Here is a 26090-nt window from a genome sequence, read left to right as displayed (position 1 = left end):
TGCATGGGATCCTGCCGGCTGATCTCGTTGATATCATGAATGCGCCAAGAAATGCGCCAAGGCCGCGCTGGGGGCACCAGCGCGGCCGGAGCAACCTGGATGGAATGATCGCCGTCTCGCGTTACGCTCCACCTAGGTGAATCCTGAGCCCGGCCTTGTAGACGGTGCCCGGACCGGGGCTCGAGAACAGCACGTCGTTCTGGGCCGTGCCGTCGGTCGAGGAGCCCGGGATCGCATAGGGCCGGTAGTACTGGTTCAAGAGGTTGTCGACCGACGCCGTGAAGGTGATGTCCTTGGTGGCGTTCCAGGTCACATAGAGATTGACCAGCTCATAGCCGGTCGAGGGCAGATAGCCCGCCGGCAAATCGTTGTTGGCGCCGAACGACGACCATTGCGCGGCAATGATCAGCGATCGGTCGAGCAGGCGCACGCCGCCCGTCGTCGTCACCTTGCGTGGCGTGATGGTGGCGAGCCCGACATTGGTCTGGGTGTTCCGGCCGCGCATCAGATGGCCGGCGACGCCGAGGAACCAGTCGCCTGCGTCATACATCGTCTCGAGCTCGAAGCCCTCGATGCGGGCATGGGCGATGTTCTGGTACTGGTAGAACTGGCTGAACGGACCGAACGGCGTCAGCGTGGGTGCCGAGGCGACGAGATCGATATAGCCGTCGACATCGTTGCGGAACAAATTGATTTTGCCGCGGAACGAGTCCTTGGCCGAGAAGATGCCGTCATACTTCAGGTTGATGCCGACTTCCTTGTTCTTGCCGACCTCGGGCCGCAGTGCCGCGTTGGGCAGGAAGCAGAACAGGCCGCTGGTGCCATCAAGGCAGTTGAACAACGCCGGGCCGCCGCCGGTGGCGTGGCCGCCCGCGATCAGGGTTTCGGTGATCGACGGCGCCCGATAGCCCTCGGCGTAGCTCGCATAGGGCGTGAAGCCGGCGACCGGCGTGACGCCGACCGTGATCTTCGGCGACAGCCGATCGCCGCTGGTCGTGGTGTTGATCGAGTTGAGCTCGTAGTGGTCGTATCTGACGGCGCTGACCAGCTCGAGCCAGGTCGAGTAATTCTGCTTCAGCTGCACGAAGCCGCCGGACACCGTGCGCTGACCGCCCGGCGTTGTGATGTTGGAGTTGCCGCGCGAATCGAAGGTCTCGACATCGTCACGGAAGGCGTCGAAACCGTAGGTCACGGCATTGCGCCAGTCGCCGAAATTGAACCGCGAGGTGTTATTGACGTCGATACCGACGGTGTCGAGCAAATAGCCGCGCTTGTCGCCGACGCAGCCGGAGATGTTGTTGCCGGGATTGGCGAGCGTGCAGACACCGCCGCCGGTGGTGATGCGGTTGTTGTAGGTCTTGACCTGGTCGTTGTCGGTGCGGTTGCCGTAGACCGAGATGTTCCAGTCGAACAGCATGTCGTCGGGCTTGGCATATCGCCAGCTCAGCGTGCCCGTGTAGTTCTTGGCGTCGGAAGCGTAGACCGAGGAGCCCGCGATCGCCGCCAGCGGCGCTGCCGTCGTGGTCGAGCCGCGGTTCGGCTGACCGATATTGTACTGGTAGTCCTGGAAGATGCCGCCGATCTTGAACTCGTGGCCTTCGGCCAGGCGGAATGTCACCTTCATCAGACCGGCCGCGACGTCATTGCCGGTGTTGCCGATCTCGGTGCCCGCGCCGTCCTTGTAATTGCTCTGGGTGCGATAGACCGCGCCGCCGAACACGTCGACATTGGGATCGACGCGCACGCCGCCGAACACCGAGCCCATGCCACGGTCCTTGTTGGTGCCGTAGGAGCCCGACATATCGACGCCCCAGCGCTCGCCGGGCCGCACCACATCGTCGATGTCCTTGGTGCGGAACGACACCACGCCGCCGATCGCGCCGGAGCCGTAGATGTTCGCGGTCGGTCCGCGTACCACGTCGACGCCGCCGATCAGTTCAGGATCGAGGAAGAACGAGCCGTTGGCGTTGTGGCCGGTGCGCTGATAGTTCTGCCGCGCGCCGTCGACCACGACTGCGACACGGCCGAAATCCTGCAAGCCGCGGATGTTGATGACGGTCGCCGGATCGTCGCCGCGTTCCTGGACCGAGACGCCAGGCACGGCGTAGAAAATGTCCGACAGTCGGTTCGGCTGCAGGCCCTGGATCTTCTCCAGCGTGACGGAGCTGACCGGCGCCCGCGCATCGATCGCGCGCTCTTCGGTCTTTGATGCCACCGCCGTGATGGTGTCGAGCGACTGCACCGGCACTGCGCCGATCTGCGCGCGCGCATTCATTGCCGGCGACGTTGCGGGCTGCTGCGCAACCTGGGGCTTCGGCTTGCGCTTGGCCTGCTTCGGCCGCTCGGTTGCGGGACGCGCAGCCGAAGCATCGGCGGTTTGCGCGAGACCGTTCTCCGGCAATGCAGCCGCAAATGAAAACACCGACGCTCCCAAAATCAGGGCGCGCGAAATCTTAGCCCCGTCAGCCATTCTAGCCCCAGCCCGATCATCGCTTTTCTGGTTTGGCTGGCGTGCGCTCTGGTGAGCGGCTTGCTGGCTACGTTGCGATGCGAGCCATCCGCTCGCATCGCGTGATGATTGGTTACGAGCCGGCAACAAAACGGTCAAGAATGCGGCGGCGCTGTTTACATCGATTGTAAAGTGCAGCCGTTGGAATGCGCGTTCGCCCGCTTATACAAGCAAACAGCATTTGAAAATTTCGCAGGCGCAGCACCAAGAGAATGTCGGCATCATCCGGAGACAGTATCGGCGCGGCCGGAAAGCAGGCCGCATCAGCGTCTGACGCGGCGAAATCGCTCATCATGCGCGGAAATCGTCTCGACAGCCGCGACCTGTTCTCGACGGAGCGCGAGATCATCATCGTGCATGGCGAAGAGCATTACCGGCTGCGGCTGACCTCGCAGAACAAACTGATCCTCACCAAGTGACGGCCCCGATGACAATTTGTCGCACGCTCGCTCTGCTCGCATTCTCCTGTTGGCTGCCATCAGGCGCGGCTATTGCCGAGGGCATCACCGTGCACGACGCGCGCGACCGCGACGTCGTGATCGACGATCCCACACGGATCGTCTCGATCGGCGGTGCGATCACCGAGATCCTCTATGCGCTCGGCTTCGCGGACCGCATCGCCGGCGTCGATGCCACCAGCCTCTATCCACCGGCGGCGCTGCGCGAGAAACCCGACGTCGGCTACATGCGCCAGCTGTCGCCCGAAGGCGTGCTCGGCCTGCACCCGTCGCTGGTGCTCGCAGTGCAGGGCTCCGGGCCGAAGGAGACTATGGACGTGCTGGAGGCGGCCAAGGTGCCGCTGGTGCTGGTGCCCGAGACCTTCTCGGAGGCCGGGCTGATCGAGAAGATCAGGCTGGTGGGCCACGCCATGGGCGCCGATCCGCGCGCCGCCTGCCTGACCGCGGCGGTAGAAAGCGATCTCGCTCAACTGCGCGTGCTGCGCGCCAAGGTGACGAAGCCGGTGCGCGTGATGTTCGTGATGTCGCTCTTGAACGGCCGCGCGATGGCCGCGGGTCACAAGACCGCCGCGGACGAGATCATCCAGCTCGCCGGCGGCGTCAACGCAATCGATGGCTACGACGGCTACAAGCCGGTCAATGACGAGGCCATCGTGGCGGCGAAACCGGATGTCGTGCTGTCGATCGATCGCGGCAAGGACTCGCTGACTGCTGACGCGGTGTTTGCGCATCCGGGCTTCGAGCTGACGCCGGTCGCCGCCAACAAGGCCTTCATCTCGATGGAAGGGCTTTATCTGCTCGGCTTCGGACCGCGCACCGCGGCCGCGGCACGCGACCTCTCGGTCAAGCTTTATCCGGCGCTGGCGCCGGAGGCCGACAACTTCAAGCCGGCAGCGCTGACCGCGAATTGCCGGCAATGAGCGTGCTGGCCGAGCGCCGCGCGCGCCAAGCAACAGCGCGCCGGCATGTCGCTGCGGCCAGCGGCCACACTCACTCTCTTCTGCCTGCTTGCGGCGCTCACAGCGACCGCGCTGGTTGCGCTGACGGTCGGCGCTGCCGGCATTCCGCTGGCGCGGCTTCCGGCCGCGCTCGGCCTGTGGGCCGACGGCACCGCCAATCCGCTGCTCGCGCGCGACCAGCTCGTGGTGTGGTCGATCCGCGTCCCGCGGATCGCGGCCGCCGCGATGGTCGGCGCCCTGCTCGCGGTCTCCGGCGCGATCATGCAGGGCCTGTTCCGCAATCCCCTCGCCGATCCCGCGCTGGTTGGCGTCTCCTCCGGCGGCGCGTTTGCCGCAGCGGCGGCGATCGTGTTCACCGACAGCCATCTCGGCGAGAGCCTGCGCTTCCTGCAGCATCAGTTGCTGCCGATCGCGGCCTTTGCCGGCTCGCTGCTCACGACCATCGTGCTCTATGGCATCGCCAGCCGCGGCGGCCGGACGTCGATTGCGATCTTCCTGCTGGCCGGGCTCGCGATTGCCGCGATCGCCAATGCCGGCATCGGCCTGTTGGTGTTCGTCGCCGACGACCGCCAGCTCCGCGACATCACCTTCTGGCTGCTCGGCTCGCTGAGCGGTGCGACCTGGACCAAGCTCACGGCGCTGGCGCCGGTGCTGGCTATTGCGCTGATCGCCTGCATCGCGATCGCGCGCGGGCTCGACGGGCTGGTGCTCGGCGAGGCCGAGGCATTCCACAGCGGCGTCGATGTCGAACGTCTCAAGCGGATCTCGATCGTGCTGGTGTCGGCGATGACCGGCGTTGCGGTCTCGGTCTGCGGCGTGGTCGGCTTTGTCGGCATTGTGGTGCCACATCTGCTGCGGCTGGTGATCGGGCCCGCGCACCGGCTGCTGCTGCCGGCCTCCGCATTGCTCGGTGCCATCCTCCTGGTCGGTGCCGATACGGTGGCGCGCACCATCGTGGCACCTGCGGAAATGCCGATCGGCATCCTGACCGCGGCGATCGGCGCGCCGTTCTTCCTCGCCATGCTGCTGCGCCAGCGTGGGCTGGTGTCGCTATGAGCGCGCTGCTCGAAGCACAATCGGTGTCGATGACGGGCGGCACGACTTTGGTCGATGCGGTCTCCCTGCAGATCGGCGCCGGCGAGATGGTCGCGATCGTCGGTCCCAACGGCGCCGGCAAATCGACGCTGTTGCGGATGCTGTCCGGCGACCTCCGTCCATCCCGCGGTTCGATCAAGCTCAAGCAGCGCGACCTCAACGCCTATGGGCCGCGCGAGCTGGCGCAACACCGCGCGATGCTGTCGCAGCATGTCAACGTCACCTTCCCGTTCACCGTCGAGGAAATCGTCAGCATGGGCGCCGGCGAAAGCCCTCGCGCAGCGGCGCGCAACCTCGTCGAAGCGGCGCTGGACGAGGTCGGGCTCGCGCATTTCCGTTGCAGGCAATTGCCGACGCTGTCCGGCGGCGAGCAGCAGCGCGCGCATTTCGCCCGTGTGCTGGTGCAACTCGCCTGCGGCGAGGCGCTGCATGGGCCGGGATTTTTGCTGCTGGACGAGCCGACATCGAGCCTCGATCTGCGGCACCAGATCGACCTCGTCGAGACCGCGCGGCGGCGCGCCGGGCGCGGCACCGCCGTAATCGCGATCCTGCACGACCTCAACCTCGCGATGCGGTTCGCCGACCGCATCCTGCTGCTGCATCGCGGCCGCCTTGCCGTCGACGGCGATCGCACCGCCGCGATGCAGGCCGAGACGCTGCGCAAGATCTTCGAGATCGACGTTGTGATCGACTACACCGCAAACGGCGTGCCGTTCCTGCTGCCGCAGACGATGCGGCCTGCGGGCAAGGCGACGTAACGCCGCAAGGCTTATCCCGCGGCAACACCGGCGATTCACAAAACTGTCAGCCGCCTGTAACAGGCGCCTCCGAGAACACCGCATCGTTTGTTCCTTCGTATCTTTCCTTAGGAGACCAACCATGCGCCTGTCATTGCTTTGCTCCGTCGCCTCTATCCTGCTCGCGACATCGGCGTTCGCGCAGAGCGAAGGCGAATTTCCGGCAAACCTGGCGGGACACGCCGTGATGCCGGCGGAGAGTTTCATCGACGCGCCCGCGGATGCGCCTAATGATCTCAAGACCTCGGGCAAATACACCACCGGCAAGCGCGTCGACGCCATCGGCACCGTGATGGGCAAATCCTATGAGCGGCCGACCGGCGCGTCGCTGCCGTTCAAGGGCCAGCCGCTGCAGGGCCATTCCGGCATCAAGGTGATGGCGGACGGCTCGTTCTGGGTGATCACCGACAACGGCATGGGCTCGCGCTACAACTCGGCGGATTCGATGCTGTACCTGAACCGGCACAAGATCGACTGGGCCAGCGGCAAGATCGAGCGCCAGGAGACCGTGTTCCTGCACGACCCCGACAAGAAGGTGCCGTTCCGCATCGTGCACGAGGACACCGCCAAGCGTTACCTCACCGGCGCAGACTTCGACACCGAAGGCTTCCAGATCATCAACGACACGTTCTGGATCGGCGACGAGTTCGGGCCCTACATCCTCAAGGCCGACAAGACCGGCAAGATCCTTGCCGTGTTCGAGACCGTCGCGGACGGCAAGCCGGTGCGTTCGCCGGATCACTGGGCGGTGCAGTCGCCGGGTGCGCCGGGTGCCTCCTACACCAACGTCAATCTGCGCCGCTCCAAGGGCTATGAGGGCTTCGCCTCGTCCAAGGACGGCAAGTTCCTCTACGGGCTGCTCGAGGGGCCGCTGTGGGATGCCGACAAGAAGGATTGGGGGAAGGTCGACGGCAAGGAAGCCTCGCGCATCCTCGAATTCGACGTCGCGGCGGAGAAGTTCACCGGCCGCCATTGGCAATATGTGTTCGAGCAGAACGGCAATGCGATCGGCGACTTCAACATGATCGATCCGACCCAGGGCCTCGTGATCGAGCGCGACAATGGCGAAGGCACCGCCGACAAGGCTTGCCCGCAAGGCCAGCGCGGCGAGAACTGTTTCCCGGATCTTGCCAAGTTCAAGCGCGTCTACAAGATCGAGCTCTCCGACGCCAATGTCGGCAAGCCGGTGCGCAAGATCGCCTATATCGACCTCCTGAAGATCCGTGATCCGAACAAGAAGGCGAAGAAGCCGCTCAACGATGGCGTCTACACCTTCCCGTTCTTCACCATCGAGAATGTCGACCGGGTCGACGAGACCCACATCATCGTCGGCAACGACAACAATCTGCCGTTCTCCTCGAGCCGCGACCCGAACAAGGCCGATGACGACGAGTTCGTGCTGCTCGAAGTCGGCTATTTCCTGAAGGCGAAGTGAGGAAATTGCTTCTCACCAAATACGGTGTCATCGCCCGGCTTGACCGGGCGATCCAGTATTCCAGAGGCGTCCGAGTCCAACGGATAAGCCGCGGCGTACTGGATGCCCCGCTCAAGGCGGGGCATGACAGCGAATATGCGGATACGATGTCCCGTCATCCTGAGGTGGCGCAATTGCGCTGCTGGGCGAGCCTCGAAGGATGCACGGCCCCGATCCGGCCGCGCAGATGCAGTCGGGCCGTCGCCCTTCGAGACGACCGCTGCGCGGCCTCCTCAGGGTGACGGTGAGAGAGTTGCGCAGCCCCATCCGCGTCATTGCGAGCGAAGCGAAGCAATCCATCGCGTCGCAAGCGGAGAAATGGATTGCTTCGTCGCTATCGCTCCTCGCAATGACGGCGTCCAATGCGTCGCAGCCTCCTCTCAGGGTGACAGTGATAAAGCTCAATGCGCGGCGTGCATGCCGCCGTCACTCCTTCTTTGTCCGATAATCCCCGAACGTCGTGTCGCGCTGGTCGAGCTGGGCTTTCACGCTGCCGCCATCGCGGCGGAAGCCTGCCATGTAGGCCTTGCTCGCCTCGGTGGTGAAGGCCAGCGCCTGGATCTCGGTGCCGGCGCGCATCGCGGCGCGGGCACCCATGATCTCCATCGCGCGATGCACGCTGCGCTTGTTGAGCTGCTGCAGCTCGATCGGCACCTTTGCCGCGCGCTCGGCGAAATCCAGCGTCTTCGCCTCGAGTTCGGCGAGCGGAAATGACCGGGTCGCATAGCCCCACTCGGCGGCCTCGCACCCTGACATCGCGTCGCCCGTCAGCATCAATTCCATGGCGCGGCGCATGCCGACCAGCCACGGATGATACTGCATATCGGGCGGGCTCATCAGCCGCACCGGCGGATACCCGATCTGGGCGTCGTCGGCGACATAGACCACGTCGCAGGCGGTCGCGAGCTCGGTGCCGCCGGCGAGGCAATAACCATGTACCTGCGCGATCACGGGCTTGGCGAGGTCCCAGATCGAGAACCAGCCCTCCACGACGTGGCGCGACCATTGGCCGGGGCCGGATGCCGAATGATAGGGCTGATCGACGCGGTTGTCGGCGGAGAGATCATAGCCTGCCGAGAAGCAGGGTCCCGCGCCGCGCAGGATCGAGATCGAAATCCCGGGATCGCGGTCGGCCTGCTCCAGCACCTCGAAGATCTCGCCGCGCAGGCGGTTATTCAGCGCGTTGCGCTTCTCGGGCCGATTCAGCGTGATGCGGCAGACGCGCGGACGCGGATCATCGACGATGATGTGCTGGTAGCTCATGGTTCCTCCCGATCTCAGGCTTTGCTGCCTTTGGCAAAGTGATGCCCGAGATCGGGAGGGATGTCATCGCCGCGAGATGCAGATCAGCCCGCCGGCACCATCACGACGCCCTTGTCCTTGGGCCAGCGCATCCGCCAGGCGAAATTGATGTCTTTGACGTCACCCCGCTTGGCCTCGAACGCCCATTCCAGCACCCCGCGCCTGTCACGCAGATTGGTGGTGGTGGCAGGCGTCGACGACGGAAGCATCTCGACCACGATGTCGTCGTTCTCGCTGACCGGGAGCTGATCCTGGATCGCGACCTTGATCGGGAAGTCGTGGCCGTTGCGCACCGTGGTCTTGAACGCGCGCTCGTCGGTCTTCGACGTCGTCACGATCAGGCCGGCGGAGCCTTCATTGCGCTTCACCACCGTGCGCTCGATCTTGACCTTGTCGTCGGCACCGAAGCCGAGCCGCACGGTCTCGTCCTTGGCGGCCGTGGCCATCCGGCTGCGGCCGACAAAGATGCCGTCGCGATAGATCGCGACCTGTCCGGGCAGTAGCGGCGCATCGTCGGCCTGCACGAAGCTCGCTTCCAGGAACGCGGTCGGATCGATCACCGGGACGGCGCGGACCGCGAGATCCGGGGTGATCGTCGCCGTCGAGATGCGCAGGCTCTTGGCGCCCTCATTGGCGACGACACTGACGCGGCCGGGAATCTTGAAGGTGGCCTGGAACGCGCCGATCTCTGGGGTCGCCTCCAGTTCCCCAAAGGTTGTCCCCCCACCAAAGCGGAATTCCTTGAGCGCGTCCGCGGCCGGAGCGGGTGCCAGGGTCGCCGCGCGCTGTTGCACGCCGTCCTCTCTGCTTCGCGATGCCAGCGGCCGCGGCGGCTGCGGATATTGCACGATCAGCGAATTGAGATCGGGCGCATTGCCGCCGCGGGCGACGCGCACGGTGGAGACGACGAGCGCCACGTTCGACCAGTCCTCGCCGGTCGACTGGGTGATCTCGGCGCGGCGCACCAGTTCGATCGCGGGCTTGCGGTCCTTGGCGCCGGTATCGAGACGGGCATCGTAGAGCGGCGTCCAGCGCGCGTTGCGCACCGCATAGGTCACCCGCAGCGTCGCGCGGGTGGCGGCGGCGGAGGCAAGCTCGATCCGCACCTCGAGCTTGCTCGGCGGCTTGGCGGCGCGATCGGCTTCAAGCAGCGCGATATCGCGGTCGATATCGCGCTGCTTGCGCGTGGCGTCGCGGATCGCGGTGTCGGCCGTTGCGACTTCATCCCCGACCGCCGAGAACGCGGTGCGCCACTCGCTCACCGGGCGCGCCTCGCCCTTCTCGCCGATGCCGACCGGTGCGGCCTCTGCGAAGTGCTCGGCGAATTTGCGCCGCGCCTCGGCGGAAGTGATGATCCCCTGCAGATCCTCGCGCTGATCCCTGAGCGCCTCGATCCGCTTGTCGATCTCGGGCAGGTTGGCCGGCGGCAGCGGGCGCGGCGGCCGGGCGTCGATCGCCCCGATCGTCAGCCTGCCGCCCGCCTCGCCCTCGACCCGCAGCGAGGACGGATCGAGCCCCATCGGGAAGTCGTTGGCAATGAGCGTGTTGTCACCTGCGGGCAGGTCCAGCGTGATGACGCGGGTGACGCTCGCGCCATCGGGATAGACGGTGACGGCGTCGACCTGCGAGGCCGCATCGAGATTGGCCGCATGCAGCGGCTCGGCAACCAGCGCTCCCGCCAGCACCAGGCTGGTGGTCACAAGACAATTCGCAATCTTTCGCATGACATCCCTCCGGGAAAACGTCGCATCGCACGAGCCGAACGGCACGCCGGGCTCGCAGGCGCGCCGTTTCTCGTGGTGAGACGCAGCGAGGAAGGGACTGGTTCGATTGAGGTTTCGGTGCGGCGCCACAATGGCGCCGTCGCGGCTGCGGTATGGCGCGGCCGGGGCTTTCCGCCGTTAGCGATCCGTTTTGCGCCGGATGAACAGGTAATTCGGCACGAAAGCGGCCATGGTGATGGCGATCATGATCCACCATCCGCGCTGAAACGCCGCGATCCGCTCGGCCATCGAGACCGGCGTTGCGAGGATCGCGACGAAGATCGCGACGCCGATCGCTAGCGCCGCCTGCCGGATCATGTTGATGACGGCGGAGCCGGTGGCGAATGACGACGGCGGCAGAGAACCGGCGCCGACGCCCATCAGGGTCGGAAAGGTCAGCCCGACACCGATACCGGTGAACATCATGCCGACCACAGCGGCAGGCACGTTGGCCTCAGGACCCATGCAGGTCGCCCAGATCGCGAGAGCGCCCGCGAAGGACAGGATTCCGGCGGACACGACCGCTGCCGCGCCAAAGCGCGCGATCAGGCGGCCGGCGAACAACAGTGAGGTGAACGGAACAAGCAACGGACCCGGCGCGATCGCAAGTCCGGTCTGCAATGCCGACCAGCCCCATACGGTCTGGTCCCACAGCGCGACCGACAGCAGCATCGCGCCAAACGCCGCCGAGTAAGGCGCCATCACTAGCGTGGCTCCGGTGAAAGGCCTGACCCCGAACAGCGCGGGATCGACGAACGGGTTCTTCGATCTGAGACAGTGCCACGCGAAGGCGGCAAGCGAGACCGCTGCGACGGCAAAGCCGAGGACGACACCGCGCGAACTCCATCCCCAGTCATTGGCCTTCACGATCGCAAATGTCAGCGCGCCGATGCCAGAGGTCGCCAGCAGCGCCGCCCGGAAACTGGGACGCGGCACGTCGTGGCCGGGCACCTCGGGCAATTTCAGCCAGCCGATGATGAGCGCAACCACGCCGATCGGGACGTTGACGATGAAGATCCAGCGCCAGTCGAAGGTCACAAGGACGCCGCCCGCCAGCGGCCCGAGCGCGGCGGCAAGGCCACCGATCGCCGTCCAGGTGCGCACCGCGCCAGGGCGTTGCTCGGGCGGAAACGACGCCAGCAGCAGGCCGATCGAGGTCGGGGTCATCAACGCCGCACCGGCGGCCTGCGCGATGCGGGCGGCGACCAGCAATTCGACGTTGGGCGCAAGCGCGCACGCCGCCGACGCCGCGGTGAACAGCGCAACGCCGAGCAGAAAGCTCAGATTGCGGCTGTGCCGCTCGGCCAGCCGGCCGAAGAACACCAGCAACGCTGCATAAGCGATCGCATAGCCGTTGAGGATCCAGGACAGGTCCTCGAGCGAAGCGCCGCGGAATTCCTGCGCGATGTTCGGCAGCCCGACATTGACGATGAACAGGTCGAGATTGGCGAGGCAGATCCCGACCGATACGATTGCCAGCACCTGGCGTGGGGATGCCGTCGCCGCGCGCGGCCGCGGCTGCGCGTCAGTCCCGACGGCCAGCCCGATCGTCTCCACTTCCACCTCCGACATCATACCCTCCAGATACGTGCATATACATCTATTGCCATTAGGTGCATATGCATGTATATGTCAAGTCCAGTCTGGAGGCAGCATGGCGAAAATCGATACCAGCCGGTGCAATCTCACGGCGTTGCGCAAGGCGACGCGGCGCGTGTCGCAGCTCTACGATTCGATCCTCGCGACGTCAGGCCTGCGCGGCACGCAACGGGCTATCCTGGTCTATGTCAGACGATCGGGCTCGCCGACGATGGGTGAGCTCGCAGCCGCGCTGGTGCTCGACCGCACCGCGCTGAACCACAACCTCAAGCCGCTCGAGCGCGACGGCCTCCTGACCATCACCGTCGACAAGAACGACCGCCGCAGCCGACTGGTGCGGCTGACCAAACGCGGCGAAGCCCGGCTTGACGAGTCGCAGGCCGCCTGGCGTGAGGCACAGGACCGTTTCGAGGCCGCCTTTGGCGCGAAGCAGGCGGCCGATCTCCGGCAGACGCTCGAACTGGTGGCCGCGCTCGAATTTGGCGAACGCGCGGCCGATTTGCCGGCGTCATAGCCTGCTTCAACGAAAAGCAGCCCGGCGTTGCCGCCGGGCCGCTCGTTCTCACGCAATCAGTGTTGATCGCGCTTAGCTGTAGATCTCGAACAGGCCGGCGCCGCCCTGACCACCGCCGATGCACATGGTCACGACGCCCCACTTGGCCTTGCGGCGGCGGCCTTCCTGCAGCAGGTGGCCGGTGAGCCGGGCACCCGTCATGCCGAACGGATGGCCGATCGCGATCGAGCCGCCATTGACGTTGTACTTCTCGGGATCGATGCCGAGCTGGTCGCGCGAATAGAGGCACTGGCTGGCGAAGGCCTCGTTGAGCTCCCAGAGATCGATGTCGTCGATCTTCAGGCCGTGGCGCTTCAAGAGCTTCGGCACGGCGAAGACCGGACCGATGCCCATCTCATCGGGCTCGCAGCCGGCCGAGGCCCAGGCCACGAAACGGCCCAGCGGGTTGAGGCCGCGCTTCTCGGCATCCTTGGCTTCCATCAGCACCACGGCGGCGGCGCCGTCGGACAGCTGGCTGGCATTGCCGGCGGTGACGAACTTGCCCGGGCCCTTGACCGGCTCGAGCTTGGCAAGGCCCTCCAACGTCGTCTCGGGGCGGTTGCACTCGTCGCGATCGACGACGTAATCGACGATCGACTCGGCCTTGGTCGCCTTGTCGACCACCTTCATCCTGGTCTTCATCGGGACGATTTCGTCCTTGAACTTGTTGGCCTGCTGCGCGGCCGCCATGCGGCGCTGCGACTCCAGCGAATACTCGTCCTGGTATTCGCGGCTGAGCTTGTAGCGCTCGGCGACGATGTCGGCGGTATCGATCATCGCCATGAAGATGTCGGGCGCGGTCTTGAGCAGGTCCGGATCGATCGATTCCTTCGGCGAGCCGCCGCCGGGGATCGAGATGCTTTCGACGCCGCCGGCGACGATGCAATCGGAGCCGTCGGAGCGGATCGAGTTGGCGGCCATCGCGATGGTCTGCAGGCCCGACGAGCAGAAGCGGTTCACCGAGACACCCGCGGTGGTCTTCGGCAGGCCGGCGAGCAGCGCCGCTTGACGGCCGATGTTCGGCGCGCCATGCGCGCAATTGCCGAGATAGCAATCCTCGACATAATCCTTGTCGACGCCGGCGCGCTCGACCGCGTGCTTGATGGCGTGCCCAGCCAGCGACATCGGCGGGGTGATGTTGAATCCGCCACGGCCGGACTTCGCCAGGCCGGTGCGCGCGTAGGAAACGATTACGGCTTCACGCATTGTTTTCTCCCTCTGAGTGGATGATTTCAGCTTGGATGCTGTCTTCGTACACATGGGGCGTCAAGGCAACAGAAATAAGCGCCATCAAAATACCGCTCTGCGGAACGGAAGCGGCCCGACGCAACCGACGAAGCAGGATCACGTGGCGGCGCGGATGAAGCCTACAAACGTGCCTGGAATTCCAAGGTGCTCCTCACAGGGCCGATTTCGCGAGCATCATGTGAATTCCCTTATTGCCGTCGACCAATTGCGTTACGCGCAGATTGCCTGCGAGAGAGCACAGCATATACGCCTCGTTGCGCGTGAGATTCGTGCGCGCGCAGATGTGGTTGACCATCTCGCGGACGGCTTGTTTGGCGGCGTCGTCCAGGTCTTCGTCCAGTCCGATCGAGATGAGGTGGGTTGCATTTTCTGCAAACGGCCATTTGACCCGCATGTCCTTCCGCACGGTCAGGCGGACCGTGCCTGTGACTCCGGTCTCCAGGGCCGTGATGCAGACTTCGCCATCACCCTGAACGGCGTGCCCATCGCCGGCGAAAAACAGAGCGCCCTCATTGAATACGGGCAGATACAGCGTGGTGCCCGCGCGAAGCTCCTTGTTGTCCATGTTGCCACCGAACGCGCGCGGGACCGGCGATCCGCACCGGCCCCACGCCGGCGGTGGCGCGGTTGCCAAGATTCCGAAAAACGGACTGAGCTCGATCCTGCTTCCCCAGGGCATCGTACAAAAATTCCCATCGCGGTCGATGGTCGGATGAATGGTTTCGTAGTCGGTGAATTCGTCCGGCAGCGTGCCGAGCAAAGGCAGGATCGAAACAAATCCCCAGTCCTGTCTGACCTTCACGTCGAGAATGTCGACCTGAAGCGTGTCGCCGACCTGGGCACCCTTCACGTAGACCGGCCCGGTGATGAAATGCGGTCCGGGTCCCGGCGGCAGCGTATTCAGCGCATGGAGATAATCGGCAGGGACACGACTGAAATCGTCCGGCAAGGTTTCTTTCCCACCCGCCGGGAAACTATGCAGCGTGACCGCGTCACCGGACTCCACGGTAAGAACCGGTGGACTGGCACTGTCTAGGTACCCCCATACCATGTTCTCAGGAGTGGCGGGAATTTCATGGCGGCGCGGCATCGCTCCTCCAAAGCAGTTGCCCTCGGGAAATGTCGGCCATCATCCTAGGCAAGACTTGGTGTCAAAAACAGCCACAGGCTTGGGCCCTTTGAGCATTCCTGGTCCATGGTAGGGTGGCCCTGGTAACCCGATGCGCGGACGCCATGCGCCACCTTTCCGTGCGGCCGCGCGACAAATGGAGACTCTGATGAGGCGGTCTCAATTCACGGAAAATGAGATCCGGCATCTCCTATACGAGGCGAATACCGGCGTCTCGGTGGCCGAGATTTGCACGACATCCGGCATCTCGCTTCGAACATTCTACCGATGGAGGCGGCGGTATGGCGGTCTAGCCCGTCCTATTCGTGAGAGTGCGTTTTTTTAGTCCGATTGATGTGGCCGCACATCTGCTCTGACGAGGCGCGCGGGATTGCCTTCGGCTTTTCACCGCCTGACGACCGGTACTTTGCAACGCGCTTGAGGTGTAGGTTGGGCGAACGGGGGGCGGACGCCCCGCCGGTCAAGGACCGAGCGGCAGCAGCGCGCTTGGCAAGCCGCGGATCAGGTCGGCTTCGGGACATGCCGCGGCAAACGCAAGGCGAATGCGGCTCGTGGTCTCGACGACACGGGCAGCGAGTTTCAAGAGACGAAGACGCAGCGTCGCGAACTCGGCTGTGGCCAATTCCCGGGCTTTGGGAATCGCGTCGCGCACGGTCAGCATCAGCCAATAAGCGGCGGTGTGGAGAACGAGGCGGACTTGATTGGCGAGCGCCGAACGGCAGCTGGTGCGATCGGAGGCGAGCTGTGTCTTATGCAGCTTGATCAGATTCTCGGCTTGGCCGCGCGCGCAATACAGGCTGTCGTAGATCCACTCGGCCGAGCCGACATCGAGGCTGGTGACGACGAAACGGATGTCGAGGCCGAGCATCGTCGCCTCAATACGGGCGACGGTACGCCGTTCGCGATCCCAGGACTTGGCCTTGTGGCGCGTCTCGGTATAGCCACGCAGAACCGGCAGGTTCTCGATGGCGCGTCGCGTGCGGATGTCGTCGGCGGCCTCGTCGACTTTTCTGGCGAGCGGCTTGGTGCCGGACAGACCGAAGATGTAGTCGATGCCGTTGGTCTCGCACCACGTCATGGCCTCCGGCCGAGCATAGTGCCCGTCGCCACGGAACGTAATTCGCGTGTTGTGCCACCGCGTCCGGATATGCCGTATTAGGCGGCGCAGATGGGCACGCACCTCGACGCCGCCCGGCGTCTTGCCGGGCCGCAGCACGACCGCCACGGGCCGGCTCTTCTCCGTGTCGTAGACGTGGATCGGCAGGAAGCAGCGTTCGTCATAATGAGCGTTGAACAGCGAGAGCTGCTGATGGCCGTGGACGACATCGCAGGTATCATCGATGTCGAGCGTGACGGATGCCGGCTCGCGCGGGTAGCTATCCATCCATGCGTCGACCAAAGTGTAGGTCAGTCGGATCACGTCGCGCAGGCGCGGAGCATTCTCCAGCCGCGACAGCGTCGGTTGGGAACACAGATCGCGACCCGTGTCCGGCAGCCGTCCGCAGGCCAGCTTGAATGCCGGATCGGACCGCAGATGATCGAGGTCGTCGGCGTCCTCGTAGCCGCAGCAGATCGCGAACATGCGCGCGCGGAACATATCGACAAGGCTGTGCACGACCCGCGTCGGATCGCGCCGATCCGGGAACACCCGGGCCAAATTGTCGGCCAAGCCGAGACGCCGCTCGGCCATCGCCAGAAGCATCACGCCCCCGTTCGAGGTCAGCCGACCGCCATCGAAGGCAGCTGTGACTTTCTTGGCGTGAACGGCTGGAAACGAGAAGGGCAGAATCGTATCATCGGTCATGGCGGGCCTGGTGTTCGCGGCTGAAGGTGATGGGGTTGGCTTTGCAACCGAATCCTACGCCGCATCAGCGCTTTACACCACGCTCGCCAGCCTCTCAGGCGCACTCTGACGAATAAGACGGGCTAGACCACCCAGCCGTGCTCGACATGCGCGGACTTGCCGTCGAGAATGTCAGGCTGCGAAACGTCATCGACAATCTATCTGCCTGCCTGAAGGCGACGCCGGCCGGCGAAATAGCAAGCGGCAGCACGCCGCAAACGAACGCGCCGAAGGACGTCGACGGCCGGGGCCGTCGTGCGATCAGCATCGCCGCGGAAAAGTGCGGAGGCGCTGTGACGGGCCGCTTCGCATCAATCCGTGTCAATCGCTGATCTCGACGAGAACAATTCAGGCAGCCATTCTGGCAAAAGTGACATAATGCGCTGCACCGTGGCGGGGATTTGATCAAGCTGCCCCTGCATCGAGCGCAATTTTTCGATCCGGGGGCACACTCCCGGCAAGAACTGGCACGCCGCTGACGCAAATCCAAATCTTGCACAAAACCCGGCAGCAGCTGTCTGTACTTTCTTCTTGTCGCAAATCCGAACGACCGATTACCCTCGCCGCGGACGCCAACGGTCCTGCAGGGAGTTGAGATCATGACTGGCCTTGTCCGCGATTTTACCGACGTCAAGACCGGCGTCAGCCGCCGCAACATCCTGACCACTTCCGCTGGTCTTGCTTGTGGTTTCGCGCTCGGCGGACCGATCGCGATCAGGACGGCCGCGGCGGCCGGCTTGAAAGAAGTTCGTTTCAGCGAAGCAGTCCACAACCTCGGTTACATCAATCTCTACGTCGGCATGCATGCAAAGATCTTCGAAAAGAACGGTCTCGACATGAAGGTCAGCGCCGCTGGAGGCGACACGCAAACGTTCGCTGCAGTGCTTGGCGGATCGGCTGACTTCGCCATCGGCGATGCGACCATGGCGCAGATCTCGCGGGAGAACGGTGGTCCGGGCGTCGTCGTCGGCACGGTCGTCCAGCGCGCACACTATTTCGGCGTCTCAAAGACGTTAAAGCCCATCACCGACCCGAAAGAGTTCAAGGGCCTGAAGATCGTAACCTCGCCGGAACCGAATACGAATTTCAGCGTGGCGAAGCGCCTGCTTGAAAAAGCCGGCCTCAAGGTCGGCGTGGATGCCACCATCGTGCCGGTGAATCCTGGAACCGAAATTGCTGCGATGCTGGCCGGTCAGGCGGATATTGCCATCGCGTATCAGCCCAGCGTGGCCGCGGCCGAGGCCCAGGGAGCCAAGGTGGTGTTCGACTTCTCCACCTACATCGGCCCGTTCTGCAATACGGGAATCATGGTCCTTCCATCGACGATCCAGAAAGACCCCGCGATGGTTCAAGCCCTGGTGACATCGTTCGAGGAGGCCTCGCGCAAGACCTACGCAGACCCCGCCTTCGCAAAGGAAGTCGCCCGCAAGGAATTTCCGGATCTGCCGGGCGAGGTTGTCGACAAGGCGATCGATGCCGAATTGCAGTATCTGATCCCGGCACAGTCCGTGGTGACCAAGCCGGATCAATGGAAGAATCTAATGGAGATGCAGGTCTACCTCGGCAACGCCAAGGGCACGATCCCGTTCGACCAGATCATCGACAATTCCTTTGCCGACAAGGCCGTCGCCAGTCTGAAATGACAGTTGCGATCACCACCGGCCACGGCGGCACCGGAACATCCACAGCGTCCTTGGTGCCGTTGACCGTGGAAGGCGTCGCCAAAGGCTACGATGTTGCGGGGCGATTTGTCCCGGTGATCGGCAATCTTAGCTTGACGCTGAAGAAGGGCGAGATTGTCAGCATCGTTGGTCCATCGGGATGCGGAAAGACGACACTGCTCAATACGCTGTGCGGACTGATACCGGCTGACTCCGGGCGTATCCGCTGGTACGGGCACGAGATCGTCGGCCAGCCGCAGAACGTAGGCTACATGCTGCAGAAGGATCTGCTGTTTCCCTGGCGCACTGCATTGAGCAACGTCAAGCTGGGACTGGAAATCCGCGGCCTTGCGGCGAGCGAAGCGCATGACCGCAGCCGCGCGATGCTGGATCAACTCGGATTGCACGGCTTCTCCGATCACTATCCGTCGACATTGTCAGGCGGCATGCGCCAACGGGTGGCACTCGCCCGCACATTGGTCAATGATCCGGAGGTGCTGCTTCTCGACGAGCCGTTTGCCGCGTTGGACTTTCAGAACAAGCTGCTGATCGAAAGTGACACGGCAAAGCTGGTTCGCGAGCGCGGGCGCTCCTTGTTGCTGATTACCCACGATATCGAGGAGGCCGTCTCTCTGGCGGACAGGGTCATCGTGCTGTCGAAGAGGCCGACAACCGTCAAGGCGACGTACGACATAGATCTGGACGGTGAACGAACTGACATGATCGCCGCTCGCGAAAGCCGGCAATTCAGCGCCTACGTTCGGGAGATATGGGCCGATCTCGACGTCGTACTCCAATGACCGCGAATGCACAGGACGATTTTGGGAACGTTGTGCAAGGATCACCGCCTCCGCCGGCGCACCGCTGGAAGCGTTGGCGCGTAGCCGGACTCGTCCTGCTCACTCAGGTCGCGCTCTTGGCTGCGCTGCTTGTGTTGTGGGAGCGCGCGACAGGGCAGGACAAGCAGGCAGCCTTCATGTTCGGGTCGCCCTCGGCGATCTTCGGCTTTCTGGGCCAGTCGGCGCGCGATGGCTCGCTGTGGCGCGATATCTATGTCACCGGCTTCGAAACCCTGCTCGGCTTCGTGGTCGGTAATTTCTTCGGAACGCTGATCGGGCTTCTGCTCTGGTACTCGCGTTTCGTATCGCGCGTTGTCGAACCCTTCATCATCGCCTTGGGATCGATTCCCATCATCGCGCTTGCGCCGATCATCATCATTTGGTTCGGCACAGGCCTGATCTCGAAAGTCGCGATGTCGACGTTGTCGGTCGTGATCGTGGCGCTCGTGACGTCCTACAAGGGCGCGACGGGCGTTGACGCCGACCAGGTCAACCTGATGCGGACACTGGGAGCCTCGAAGTTCCAGATATTCCGCAAATTGGTGGTGCCCGCATCGCTCACCGATATTTTTGCAGGATTGAAGCTCACCGTCGGATTTGCGCTGATCGGTGCGATCGTCGGCGAATTCATGTCGTCGTCAGAAGGTCTGGGACACGCAATCTTCAAGGCCGGCTCGCTCTACATCATTCCCAAGGTGTTTGCAGCGCTGATTGCAACGATCGGCCTGGCATTGCTGCTGACGTTCGTGGTGGGCCGCCTTGAACGGCTGCTCATGCCCTGGCGCAAGGTTCAATAGATCCCCCTATTTCGGCAACAGCAAGAAAAGGAACGTGGAGATGTCGCAGCGCGTCGCCAAAGAAGGCAATATCAAGTATGCCCTGTCGGGCCTGGACCGTTTCATTGCCAGCGTCTCTCCCGGCGAAACGTTCGTCGTCGAATGCGCGATCAATGCCAACGACGGAACGATCCGTCATCTCGGGCAGCAACTGATCGAAGCCGACATCACCATGCCGTTCGTCAACGGGGCGACGGGGCCCATCGAGGTTCGCGGCGCCAAGGCCGGCGACATGCTGAAGGTCGAGATCGTCAACATGGAGGTTGGGGGGCTTGGATTTACGGCGCTGTGGCCCGGCATCGGTATGTTCCCGGACTGGGTGCGCCGCAGGGAGTTCGGCATCCAGACGCGTGTTGTCGAGGTCAAGGATGGCCTTGTGCACTGGAACGAGCATCTAAAACTTCCGGTCAAACCGATGATAGGCGTGATCGGAGTCGCACCGCTTCATGGCGCGGTTCTCACCGTGGACAACGGCACGCACGGTGGAAACCTGGATGTTCAGGAAATCACCACCGGCAACACCGTCATGCTCCGGGTCCATGCCGACGGTGCACATCTGTTCCTCGGCGACTGCCACGCAATCCAGGGGGACGGGGAATGCAACGGCATGGGCGCCATCGAGATCGCAGCCACCCTCACTGTCAAAGTGTCGCTCGAAAAAGCTCCGGCGCGCCTGAACCATCCCCGGATCGAAACGCCAACCCACATCTGCACGCTCGGCTGTGCGCGTCCGCTCGAAGACGCCATGCGGCTTGCATTCGAAGAAATGGTTTACTGGCTTGAAGACGAATGGAAGATACCCGCAGCCGAAAGCTACATGCTGCTCGGTCAAATCGCGGAGGCGCGATGCACGCAGGTGGTCAATCCGAAATACACCTATATCTGCAAGGTGAATAAGAACATCGTCCGAAAATACTTCGGGTGACCTCATGGAGCGCGCGTAGCCTCGCCGCTGAAATCGATACCGTCGGGCCTGCTCACGCAACCCGATGGAAGGGCGAAACCATCTCGGGACAAGCAAACGTCCATGCAGACCGTCCGCCGACGCCGGACCTGTGGCCCGGCGTCGCCCGAACCGGGTTAAAACGTCAGCGCCTTGGCCTGCTTCACCTGCGGCAGCGCCTGCACCTTGGCAAGCAGCTCGGCCGGCACCGCACCGTCGACCTCGACCAGCGCGATGGCGTCGCCGCCCTGCTTGACGCGGCCGAGATGGAAGGTCGCGATGTTGATCTTGGCATCGCCGAGGAGGCTCGCGAACGCGCCGATGAAGCCCGGCTTGTCCTCGTTGGTCACGTAGATCATCGACTTGCCGAACTCGGCGTCGACGCGGATGCCCTTGATGTCGACGAGGCGCGGCTTGCCGTCGGCGTACACGGTGCCGGACACCGAACGCTCCTGGCGCTCGGTGGTGACGGTGACCGTGATCAGGCTTTCATAGTCGCTCTGCGCGGCGCGGACCACCTCGTCCACCACCATGCCGCGCTCCTTGGCGACAACAGGCGCCGAGACCACGTTGACCTCGCCCAGCATCGGCCGCAGCAGGCCCGAGAGCACCGCCGAGGTGATCGCCTTGATCTTCATCTCGGCGACGTGGCCCTCATAGGTGATCTGGGTCTTGAGGATGCCGCTCTCGGTGAGCTGGCCGGCGAACGAGCCGAGCTTCTCGGCGAGCTCGATGAACGGCTTCAGCTTCGGCGCCTCTTCCGCGGTGATCGACGGGAAGTTGACCGCGTTCGAGATCGCGCCCGACAGCAGGTAATCCGACATCTGCTCGGCGACCTGCAGCGCGACGTTCTCCTGCGCCTCGGTGGTGGACGCGCCGAGATGCGGGGTGCAGATCACGTTGGGATGACCGAACAGCACGTTCGAGGTCGCCGGCTCCTCGACGAACACGTCGAAGGCGGCGCCCGCGACATGCTTGGAATTTAGCGCATCGACCAGCGCCTGCTCGTCGACCAGGCCGCCGCGGGCGCAGTTGATGATGCGCACGCCCTTCTTCATCTTGGCGATCGCGGCCGCGTCGATGACGTTGCGGGTCTTCTCGGTCAGCGGCGTGTGCAGCGTGATGAAATCGGCGCGCTTCAACAGGTCGTCGAGCTCGACCTTCTCGACGCCGATGTCCTTGGCGCGCTCCGGCGACAGGAACGGGTCGAACGCGATCACCTTCATGCGCAGGCCGAGCGCGCGGTCGGCGACGATCGTGCCGATATTGCCGCAGCCGATCACCCCTAACGTCTTGGCGGTGATCTCGACGCCCATGAAGCGGTTCTTCTCCCACTTGCCGGCCTGGGTCGAAGCGTCGGCCTGCGGGATCTCGCGCGCCAGCGCCAGCATCAGGGTGATGGCATGCTCGGCGGTCGTGATCGAATTGCCGAACGGCGTGTTCATCACGATGATGCCCTTGGCGGTCGCGGCCGGAATCTCGACATTATCAACGCCGATGCCGGCGCGGCCGATCACCTTGAGCCTGGTCGCCTTCTCGAGGATTTTTGCGGTCGCCTTGGTGGCCGAGCGGATCGCCAAACCGTCGTAATTGCCGATGATCTCGGCGAGCTTTTCCTTGTCCTTGCCGAGGTTGGGCTGGAAGTCGACCTCGACGCCGCGATCCTTGAAGATCTGCACGGCGGCGGGAGACAGCGCGTCGGAAATCAGAACTTTGGGTGCCATGATTGCAATCCTTGTGATCAGTCCGGTTAAGCCGCGAGCCGCGGCCCTTGAATGGTTGCTTGCAACGAATGCACGGGCGGTCAGCGCAGCCAGCGCACCATGAACGGAAATGGCGGGACGCCGTTCTCGGCGGCCTGCCGCTTTTCGAAGGTCATGCCGTAGTACTGCAACAGCGGCTGACCGAAGGTGCGTTCGGCGTCGAAGTCCGCGACCAGGGCCTTCGAGCTGCCTCGATAGCCGTGCTCGTGGAAGACGATCGCCGGATCGATATCGAGGTGCTTCGCCGCCGCGTAGGACCAGGCAATGGCCGCGATCTCGTCGCCGTCCGACGGCGTTGCCACCTCCGGTGTGTTCCGCATCGACGGATCGGTCACCGCGAGATGACCGGCCTCGTGCAGGAGATCGCCGGGATGAGCGAGCTTCTCCTCATCGACGAAAATGACGCCGCCACTGATGCGAAGTCCGGGCAGGAACGTCGCGTCCGGCAAGTGCGCCGGACGCACGTCGATCCCGATGCCGCAGATGAAATCCGCGAGCCTTTCGGTCAGCGGATTGGCGAACATCGTCAGGCCGCCTTGGGCAACGCTGCCTTGGTTTCGGCGAAGGCCCAGTCGATCCACTGCGTCAGCAGCTCGACGTCCTTTGCCTCGACGGTGGCGCCGCACCAGATCCGCAGGCCGGCCGGCGCATCGCGGTAATACGCGAAGTCGAAGCCGGCGTTCTCCTTCTCCACCAGCGCGACCAGCTTCTTGCAGAAGTCGGCCTGCGCATCTGATGGAAGCGAGGTGATCGCGGGATCGGTGAACTTCAGGCACACCGAGGTGTTGGAGCGTATCGCGGGATCCTTGGCCAGGAAGTCGATCCAGGGCGTCTTCGCCTTCCAGTCGGCGAGCGCCTGGGTGTTGGCGTCGGCGCGCGCGATCAGCGCCTTCAGGCCGCCGATCGACTTCGCCCAGTTCAACGCATCGAGATAATCCTCGACGCAGAGCATCGACGGCGTGTTGATGGTCTCGCCCTCGAAGATGCCCTGGTTGAGCTTGCCGCCCTTGGTGAGGCGGAAGATCTTCGGCAGCGGCCAGGCCGGCTTGTAGGTCTCGAGCCGCTCCACCGCGCGCGGCGACAGGATCAGCATGCCGTGCGCCGCCTCGCCGCCGAGCGCCTTCTGCCAGGAGAAGGTGACGACGTCGAGCTTGGCGAAATCGAGCGGCTGCGCGAAGGCGGCCGAGGTCGCGTCGCAAATCGTCAGGCCTTCACGGGTTGCGCTGATCCAGTCGGCGTTCGGAACGCGCACACCGGAGGTGGTGCCGTTCCAGGTGAAGACGACGTCCGACGCGGGATCGACCTTGGCGAGATCGGGGATTTCACCGTAAGCCGCGTTCAGCTTGGTGACGTCCTTCAGCTTCAATTCCTTGACAATATCGCTGACCCAGCCCTCGCCGAAGGATTCCCAGGCGAGCGTGGTGACGGGCCGCGCACCGAGCAGCGACCACAGCGCCATCTCGACCGCGCCGGTGTCCGACGCCGGCACGATGCCGATCTTGTAATCGGCAGGCACTTCAAGCACTTCACGCGTCAGTTCGATCGCGAGCTTGAGCTTGGCCTTGCCGACCTTCGCACGATGCGAGCGGCCGAGCGCGGCGTCCTTCAGATTGTTGGGGTTCCAGCCGGGGCGCTTGGCACAGGGGCCGGAGGAGAAATGCGGCACATCAGGCCGCGAAGCGGGCTTCGCTGCAGTCATAATCTACCCTTCCAGATAGCTGCCTCTCGGTGGGGAGAGGTTTCCCGCTGCCGGAGATAGTGGACGGGCGCCCAAACGTCAAGGAAGTTCAGAAGGGTCCGGAACGATGGGGGGATCACGGCTGATTGATGGGGAGTCCTCGACCTGCTGCACCGTCTCCTGATCGAGCAAATCTGCCGCGAGAGTCATGATCTTAACCGCCCTGCGCCGGCTCGATATTTTCAAAATGCTCTTCTCGCCGGCCTGCACGATGTACTCGTTGCCGACCCGCACGATCGAATAATCCGACATCGAAATCCCCAGTTGCCCGCGCCCCCGTGGGAGACGTCCGACATAGCGGACTCGTTCCGACCCGTAAATTCGCGGAGGCCGGCTTAGTTTATTGGCTGTTAACCGGATAGCGGAGCAACAGCTACCGCAGGCATTGCCATGTGGATGGCACAACTTCGCGCACACATTTCAGAAGTGCAACGTCTCAGAAGCGCAACGTCATGCCGACATGGCTGCGCGCGAATCCGAGTCGCTCATAGAAGCGCTGCGCATCGACGCGTGTGTGATGCGTCAAGAGCTCGACGAGCATGCAACCTCGCGCACGCGCTTCCGCGACCGCCCACTGCACCAGCTGCTCGCCGATGCCGCGGCTGCGGCAATGGGTTGCGACGCGGACATCCTCGAGCAAGCCGCGCGAGCCGCCCTGCGAGCTGATGCCCGGCAGCACCGCGAGCTGCAGGCAGCCGACCACGGTGCCCTCGCCGTCGACGGCGACCACGAGCTGAAGGTTGGGATCGCGCTCGACCCGCGCGAAGGCCTCGTAATAGCTTTGCGGCAGCGGATCCTCGATCCGCTCGCGCGCGCGGCCGAGCGGATCGTCCGCCAGCATGCCGACGATGACCGCGACATCCTCGCGGCGGGCACGGCGGATCGTGATGGATGAGGCTTCAGTCATATCGATCTTCACCAGAGGTCAGCGGGCCGGCGGCAGGCCGAGCACGCGCTCGGCATCGGAGATCCAGCGGCGGATGACGGGATAGCGTTCGAGCGCGAGGCCGCCATCCTCCGCGACCCGCGTATAGGCAAGCAGCGAAACGTCGGCGAGCGAGAACGCATCACCGACCAAAAATTGCGTCGCCGCAAGATGCCGTTCCAGATGATCGAGCGCCACATAGCCGCGCTTCAACAGGTTCGGATCGATCTCGGAAACGGCCTTGCCGAGATACACGGTCTGAAACCGGCAGACCGCGACATAGGGCTCGTGGCTGTTCTGCTCCCAGAACATCCAGGCATCCATCTGCGCCGCGCGATAGGGATCGCCGGGGATCAGGTCGCTGCCGCGCGCGAGGTAGCGGATGATGGCGTTGGATTGCGCGAGCGTGCGGCCGTCATCCAGCTCCACCGTCGGCACCTGCCCCCAACCGTTGAGCTTGAGGAATTCCGCCGTCCGGCTGCCGCCCTTCATGGTGTCGATCTCGACCCATGTGTAGGGCAGCGCCAGTTTGTCGCACACCCATTTCACCTTCAGGCAATTGCCTGAATTGGAATCGCCGAGGATTTTCATGTGAGGTCGCTCCGCTTGCGGAGCGATATCCGACCAGTCACGCCATGCACTGTCAAGCCGCGCGG

The 26090-nt window shown here is 64.0% G+C and carries 26 protein-coding genes; 12 read left to right on the top strand and 14 right to left on the bottom strand.

Translation table 11 applies throughout. The features are described from left to right. Window positions 1-121: 121 nt before the first annotated feature. Window positions 122-2470 (bottom strand): TonB-dependent hemoglobin/transferrin/lactoferrin family receptor, encoded by a 2349-nt coding sequence (locus tag HAP54_RS19750; RefSeq protein ID WP_175619460.1) that lies wholly within the window; start codon window positions 2468-2470, stop codon window positions 122-124. Between the two features lie 112 nt (window positions 2471-2582). Next, the gene (locus tag HAP54_RS19745) at window positions 2583-2804 is read right to left on the bottom strand and encodes a hypothetical protein (RefSeq protein ID WP_166293487.1); all 222 of its coding nucleotides are present in this window, start codon (window positions 2802-2804) and stop codon (window positions 2583-2585) included. Between HAP54_RS19745 and hemP the strand changes: the two genes are divergently transcribed. The 5 genes from hemP (at window position 2722) to HAP54_RS19720 (ending at window position 7253) form a co-directional block, all read left to right on the top strand. Next, the gene (gene hemP, locus HAP54_RS19740) at window positions 2722-2928 is read left to right on the top strand and encodes a hemin uptake protein HemP (RefSeq protein ID WP_166302950.1); all 207 of its coding nucleotides are present in this window, start codon (window positions 2722-2724) and stop codon (window positions 2926-2928) included. The two genes, HAP54_RS19745 and hemP, sit on opposite strands and share 83 nt — an antisense overlap. Before the next feature lie 8 nt (window positions 2929-2936). Continuing rightward, window positions 2937-3887 carry a heme/hemin ABC transporter substrate-binding protein gene (locus tag HAP54_RS19735; protein ID WP_166302947.1) on the top strand — a complete coding sequence of 317 codons (951 nt, stop codon included), beginning with the start codon at window positions 2937-2939 and terminating at the stop codon, window positions 3885-3887. A gap of 45 nt (window positions 3888-3932) precedes the next feature. Next, on the top strand, window positions 3933-4982 hold the full coding sequence (locus HAP54_RS19730; RefSeq protein ID WP_166302944.1) for a FecCD family ABC transporter permease: 1050 nt from the start codon (window positions 3933-3935) through the stop codon (window positions 4980-4982). Then, complete coding sequence (locus HAP54_RS19725; protein ID WP_166302941.1) at window positions 4979-5779, top strand: heme ABC transporter ATP-binding protein; 801 nt, start codon at window positions 4979-4981, stop codon at window positions 5777-5779. The genes HAP54_RS19730 and HAP54_RS19725 overlap by 4 nt, the downstream gene beginning before the upstream one ends. A gap of 121 nt (window positions 5780-5900) precedes the next feature. Beyond that, complete coding sequence (locus HAP54_RS19720; protein WP_166302938.1) at window positions 5901-7253, top strand: esterase-like activity of phytase family protein; 1353 nt, start codon at window positions 5901-5903, stop codon at window positions 7251-7253. 465 nt (window positions 7254-7718) lie between these two features. Here HAP54_RS19720 and HAP54_RS19715 read toward each other — a convergent pair whose 3' ends face one another. The 3 genes from HAP54_RS19715 to HAP54_RS19705 all read right to left on the bottom strand — a co-directional run bounded on the left by HAP54_RS19715 (window position 7719) and on the right by HAP54_RS19705 (window position 11929). Beyond that, window positions 7719-8555, bottom strand: a complete 837-nt coding sequence (locus HAP54_RS19715; RefSeq protein WP_166302935.1) for an enoyl-CoA hydratase-related protein — start codon at window positions 8553-8555, stop codon at window positions 7719-7721. Between the two features lie 83 nt (window positions 8556-8638). Further along, window positions 8639-10318 carry a mucoidy inhibitor MuiA family protein gene (locus HAP54_RS19710; RefSeq protein WP_166302932.1) on the bottom strand — a complete coding sequence of 560 codons (1680 nt, stop codon included), beginning with the start codon at window positions 10316-10318 and terminating at the stop codon, window positions 8639-8641. A 177-nt stretch (window positions 10319-10495) separates the two neighbouring features. Then, window positions 10496-11929 (bottom strand): MFS transporter, encoded by a 1434-nt coding sequence (locus HAP54_RS19705; protein ID WP_166302929.1) that lies wholly within the window; start codon window positions 11927-11929, stop codon window positions 10496-10498. A gap of 82 nt (window positions 11930-12011) precedes the next feature. On the opposite strand from HAP54_RS19705, the gene HAP54_RS19700 reads away from it, so the two are divergent. Next, window positions 12012-12470, top strand: coding sequence for a MarR family winged helix-turn-helix transcriptional regulator (locus tag HAP54_RS19700; RefSeq protein WP_166302926.1), 459 nt, complete (start codon window positions 12012-12014; stop codon window positions 12468-12470). Window positions 12471-12542: 72 nt separating this feature from the next. On the opposite strand, the gene HAP54_RS19695 is transcribed toward HAP54_RS19700, so the two are convergent. Continuing rightward, a complete protein-coding gene (locus HAP54_RS19695; RefSeq protein WP_166302923.1) occupies window positions 12543-13715 on the bottom strand; it encodes a thiolase family protein in 1173 nt (390 codons plus the stop codon). A 193-nt stretch (window positions 13716-13908) separates the two neighbouring features. After that, a complete protein-coding gene (locus HAP54_RS19690; protein WP_166302920.1) occupies window positions 13909-14847 on the bottom strand; it encodes an acetamidase/formamidase family protein in 939 nt (312 codons plus the stop codon). Window positions 14848-14977: 130 nt separating this feature from the next. Between HAP54_RS19690 and HAP54_RS52535 the strand changes: the two genes are divergently transcribed. After that, a complete protein-coding gene (locus tag HAP54_RS52535) occupies window positions 14978-15211 on the top strand; it encodes a helix-turn-helix domain-containing protein (protein WP_414646205.1) in 234 nt (77 codons plus the stop codon). Between the two features lie 135 nt (window positions 15212-15346). Here HAP54_RS52535 and HAP54_RS19685 read toward each other — a convergent pair whose 3' ends face one another. Continuing rightward, window positions 15347-16690, bottom strand: a complete 1344-nt coding sequence (locus tag HAP54_RS19685; protein WP_166302914.1) for an IS1380-like element ISBdi2 family transposase — start codon at window positions 16688-16690, stop codon at window positions 15347-15349. A gap of 137 nt (window positions 16691-16827) precedes the next feature. On the opposite strand from HAP54_RS19685, the gene HAP54_RS19680 reads away from it, so the two are divergent. The 5 genes from HAP54_RS19680 to HAP54_RS19660 all read left to right on the top strand — a co-directional run bounded on the left by HAP54_RS19680 (window position 16828) and on the right by HAP54_RS19660 (window position 20990). Further along, window positions 16828-17061 carry a hypothetical protein gene (locus HAP54_RS19680; protein WP_166302912.1) on the top strand — a complete coding sequence of 78 codons (234 nt, stop codon included), beginning with the start codon at window positions 16828-16830 and terminating at the stop codon, window positions 17059-17061. 267 nt (window positions 17062-17328) lie between these two features. Next, window positions 17329-18372: an ABC transporter substrate-binding protein gene (locus HAP54_RS19675; protein WP_166302909.1), complete on the top strand. Its 1044-nt coding sequence runs from the start codon at window positions 17329-17331 to the stop codon at window positions 18370-18372. Then, window positions 18369-19190: an ABC transporter ATP-binding protein gene (locus HAP54_RS19670; protein ID WP_166302906.1), complete on the top strand. Its 822-nt coding sequence runs from the start codon at window positions 18369-18371 to the stop codon at window positions 19188-19190. Before HAP54_RS19675 ends, HAP54_RS19670 begins: the two co-directional genes overlap by 4 nt. Beyond that, window positions 19187-20026 carry an ABC transporter permease gene (locus HAP54_RS19665; RefSeq protein ID WP_175619459.1) on the top strand — a complete coding sequence of 280 codons (840 nt, stop codon included), beginning with the start codon at window positions 19187-19189 and terminating at the stop codon, window positions 20024-20026. The genes HAP54_RS19670 and HAP54_RS19665 overlap by 4 nt, the downstream gene beginning before the upstream one ends. A 40-nt stretch (window positions 20027-20066) precedes the next feature. Beyond that, window positions 20067-20990 carry an acetamidase/formamidase family protein gene (locus HAP54_RS19660; protein WP_166302900.1) on the top strand — a complete coding sequence of 308 codons (924 nt, stop codon included), beginning with the start codon at window positions 20067-20069 and terminating at the stop codon, window positions 20988-20990. A gap of 155 nt (window positions 20991-21145) precedes the next feature. On the opposite strand, the gene serA is transcribed toward HAP54_RS19660, so the two are convergent. The 6 genes from serA to HAP54_RS19630 form a co-directional block, all read right to left on the bottom strand. Further along, window positions 21146-22735 (bottom strand): phosphoglycerate dehydrogenase, encoded by a 1590-nt coding sequence (serA, locus tag HAP54_RS19655; RefSeq protein ID WP_166308073.1) that lies wholly within the window; start codon window positions 22733-22735, stop codon window positions 21146-21148. Between the two features lie 77 nt (window positions 22736-22812). Continuing rightward, window positions 22813-23295, bottom strand: coding sequence for a hypothetical protein (locus HAP54_RS19650; protein WP_166302897.1), 483 nt, complete (start codon window positions 23293-23295; stop codon window positions 22813-22815). 2 nt (window positions 23296-23297) lie between these two features. Beyond that, on the bottom strand, window positions 23298-24470 hold the full coding sequence (locus HAP54_RS19645; protein WP_166302894.1) for a phosphoserine transaminase: 1173 nt from the start codon (window positions 24468-24470) through the stop codon (window positions 23298-23300). 78 nt (window positions 24471-24548) lie between these two features. Next, complete coding sequence (locus HAP54_RS19640; protein WP_166302891.1) at window positions 24549-24761, bottom strand: hypothetical protein; 213 nt, start codon at window positions 24759-24761, stop codon at window positions 24549-24551. Between the two features lie 184 nt (window positions 24762-24945). Further along, window positions 24946-25416, bottom strand: a complete 471-nt coding sequence (locus tag HAP54_RS19635) for a GNAT family N-acetyltransferase (protein ID WP_166302888.1) — start codon at window positions 25414-25416, stop codon at window positions 24946-24948. Between the two features lie 18 nt (window positions 25417-25434). After that, window positions 25435-26025, bottom strand: a complete 591-nt coding sequence (locus tag HAP54_RS19630; RefSeq protein WP_166302885.1) for a glutathione S-transferase family protein — start codon at window positions 26023-26025, stop codon at window positions 25435-25437. Between the last annotated feature and the right edge of the window lie 65 nt (window positions 26026-26090).

The sequence above is a fragment of the Bradyrhizobium sp. 2S1 genome, from assembly GCF_011516625.5.
Classification (GTDB): Bacteria; Pseudomonadota; Alphaproteobacteria; order Rhizobiales; family Xanthobacteraceae; genus Bradyrhizobium; species Bradyrhizobium septentrionale.
This window is presented reverse-complemented; position numbering and strand designations above follow the sequence as displayed.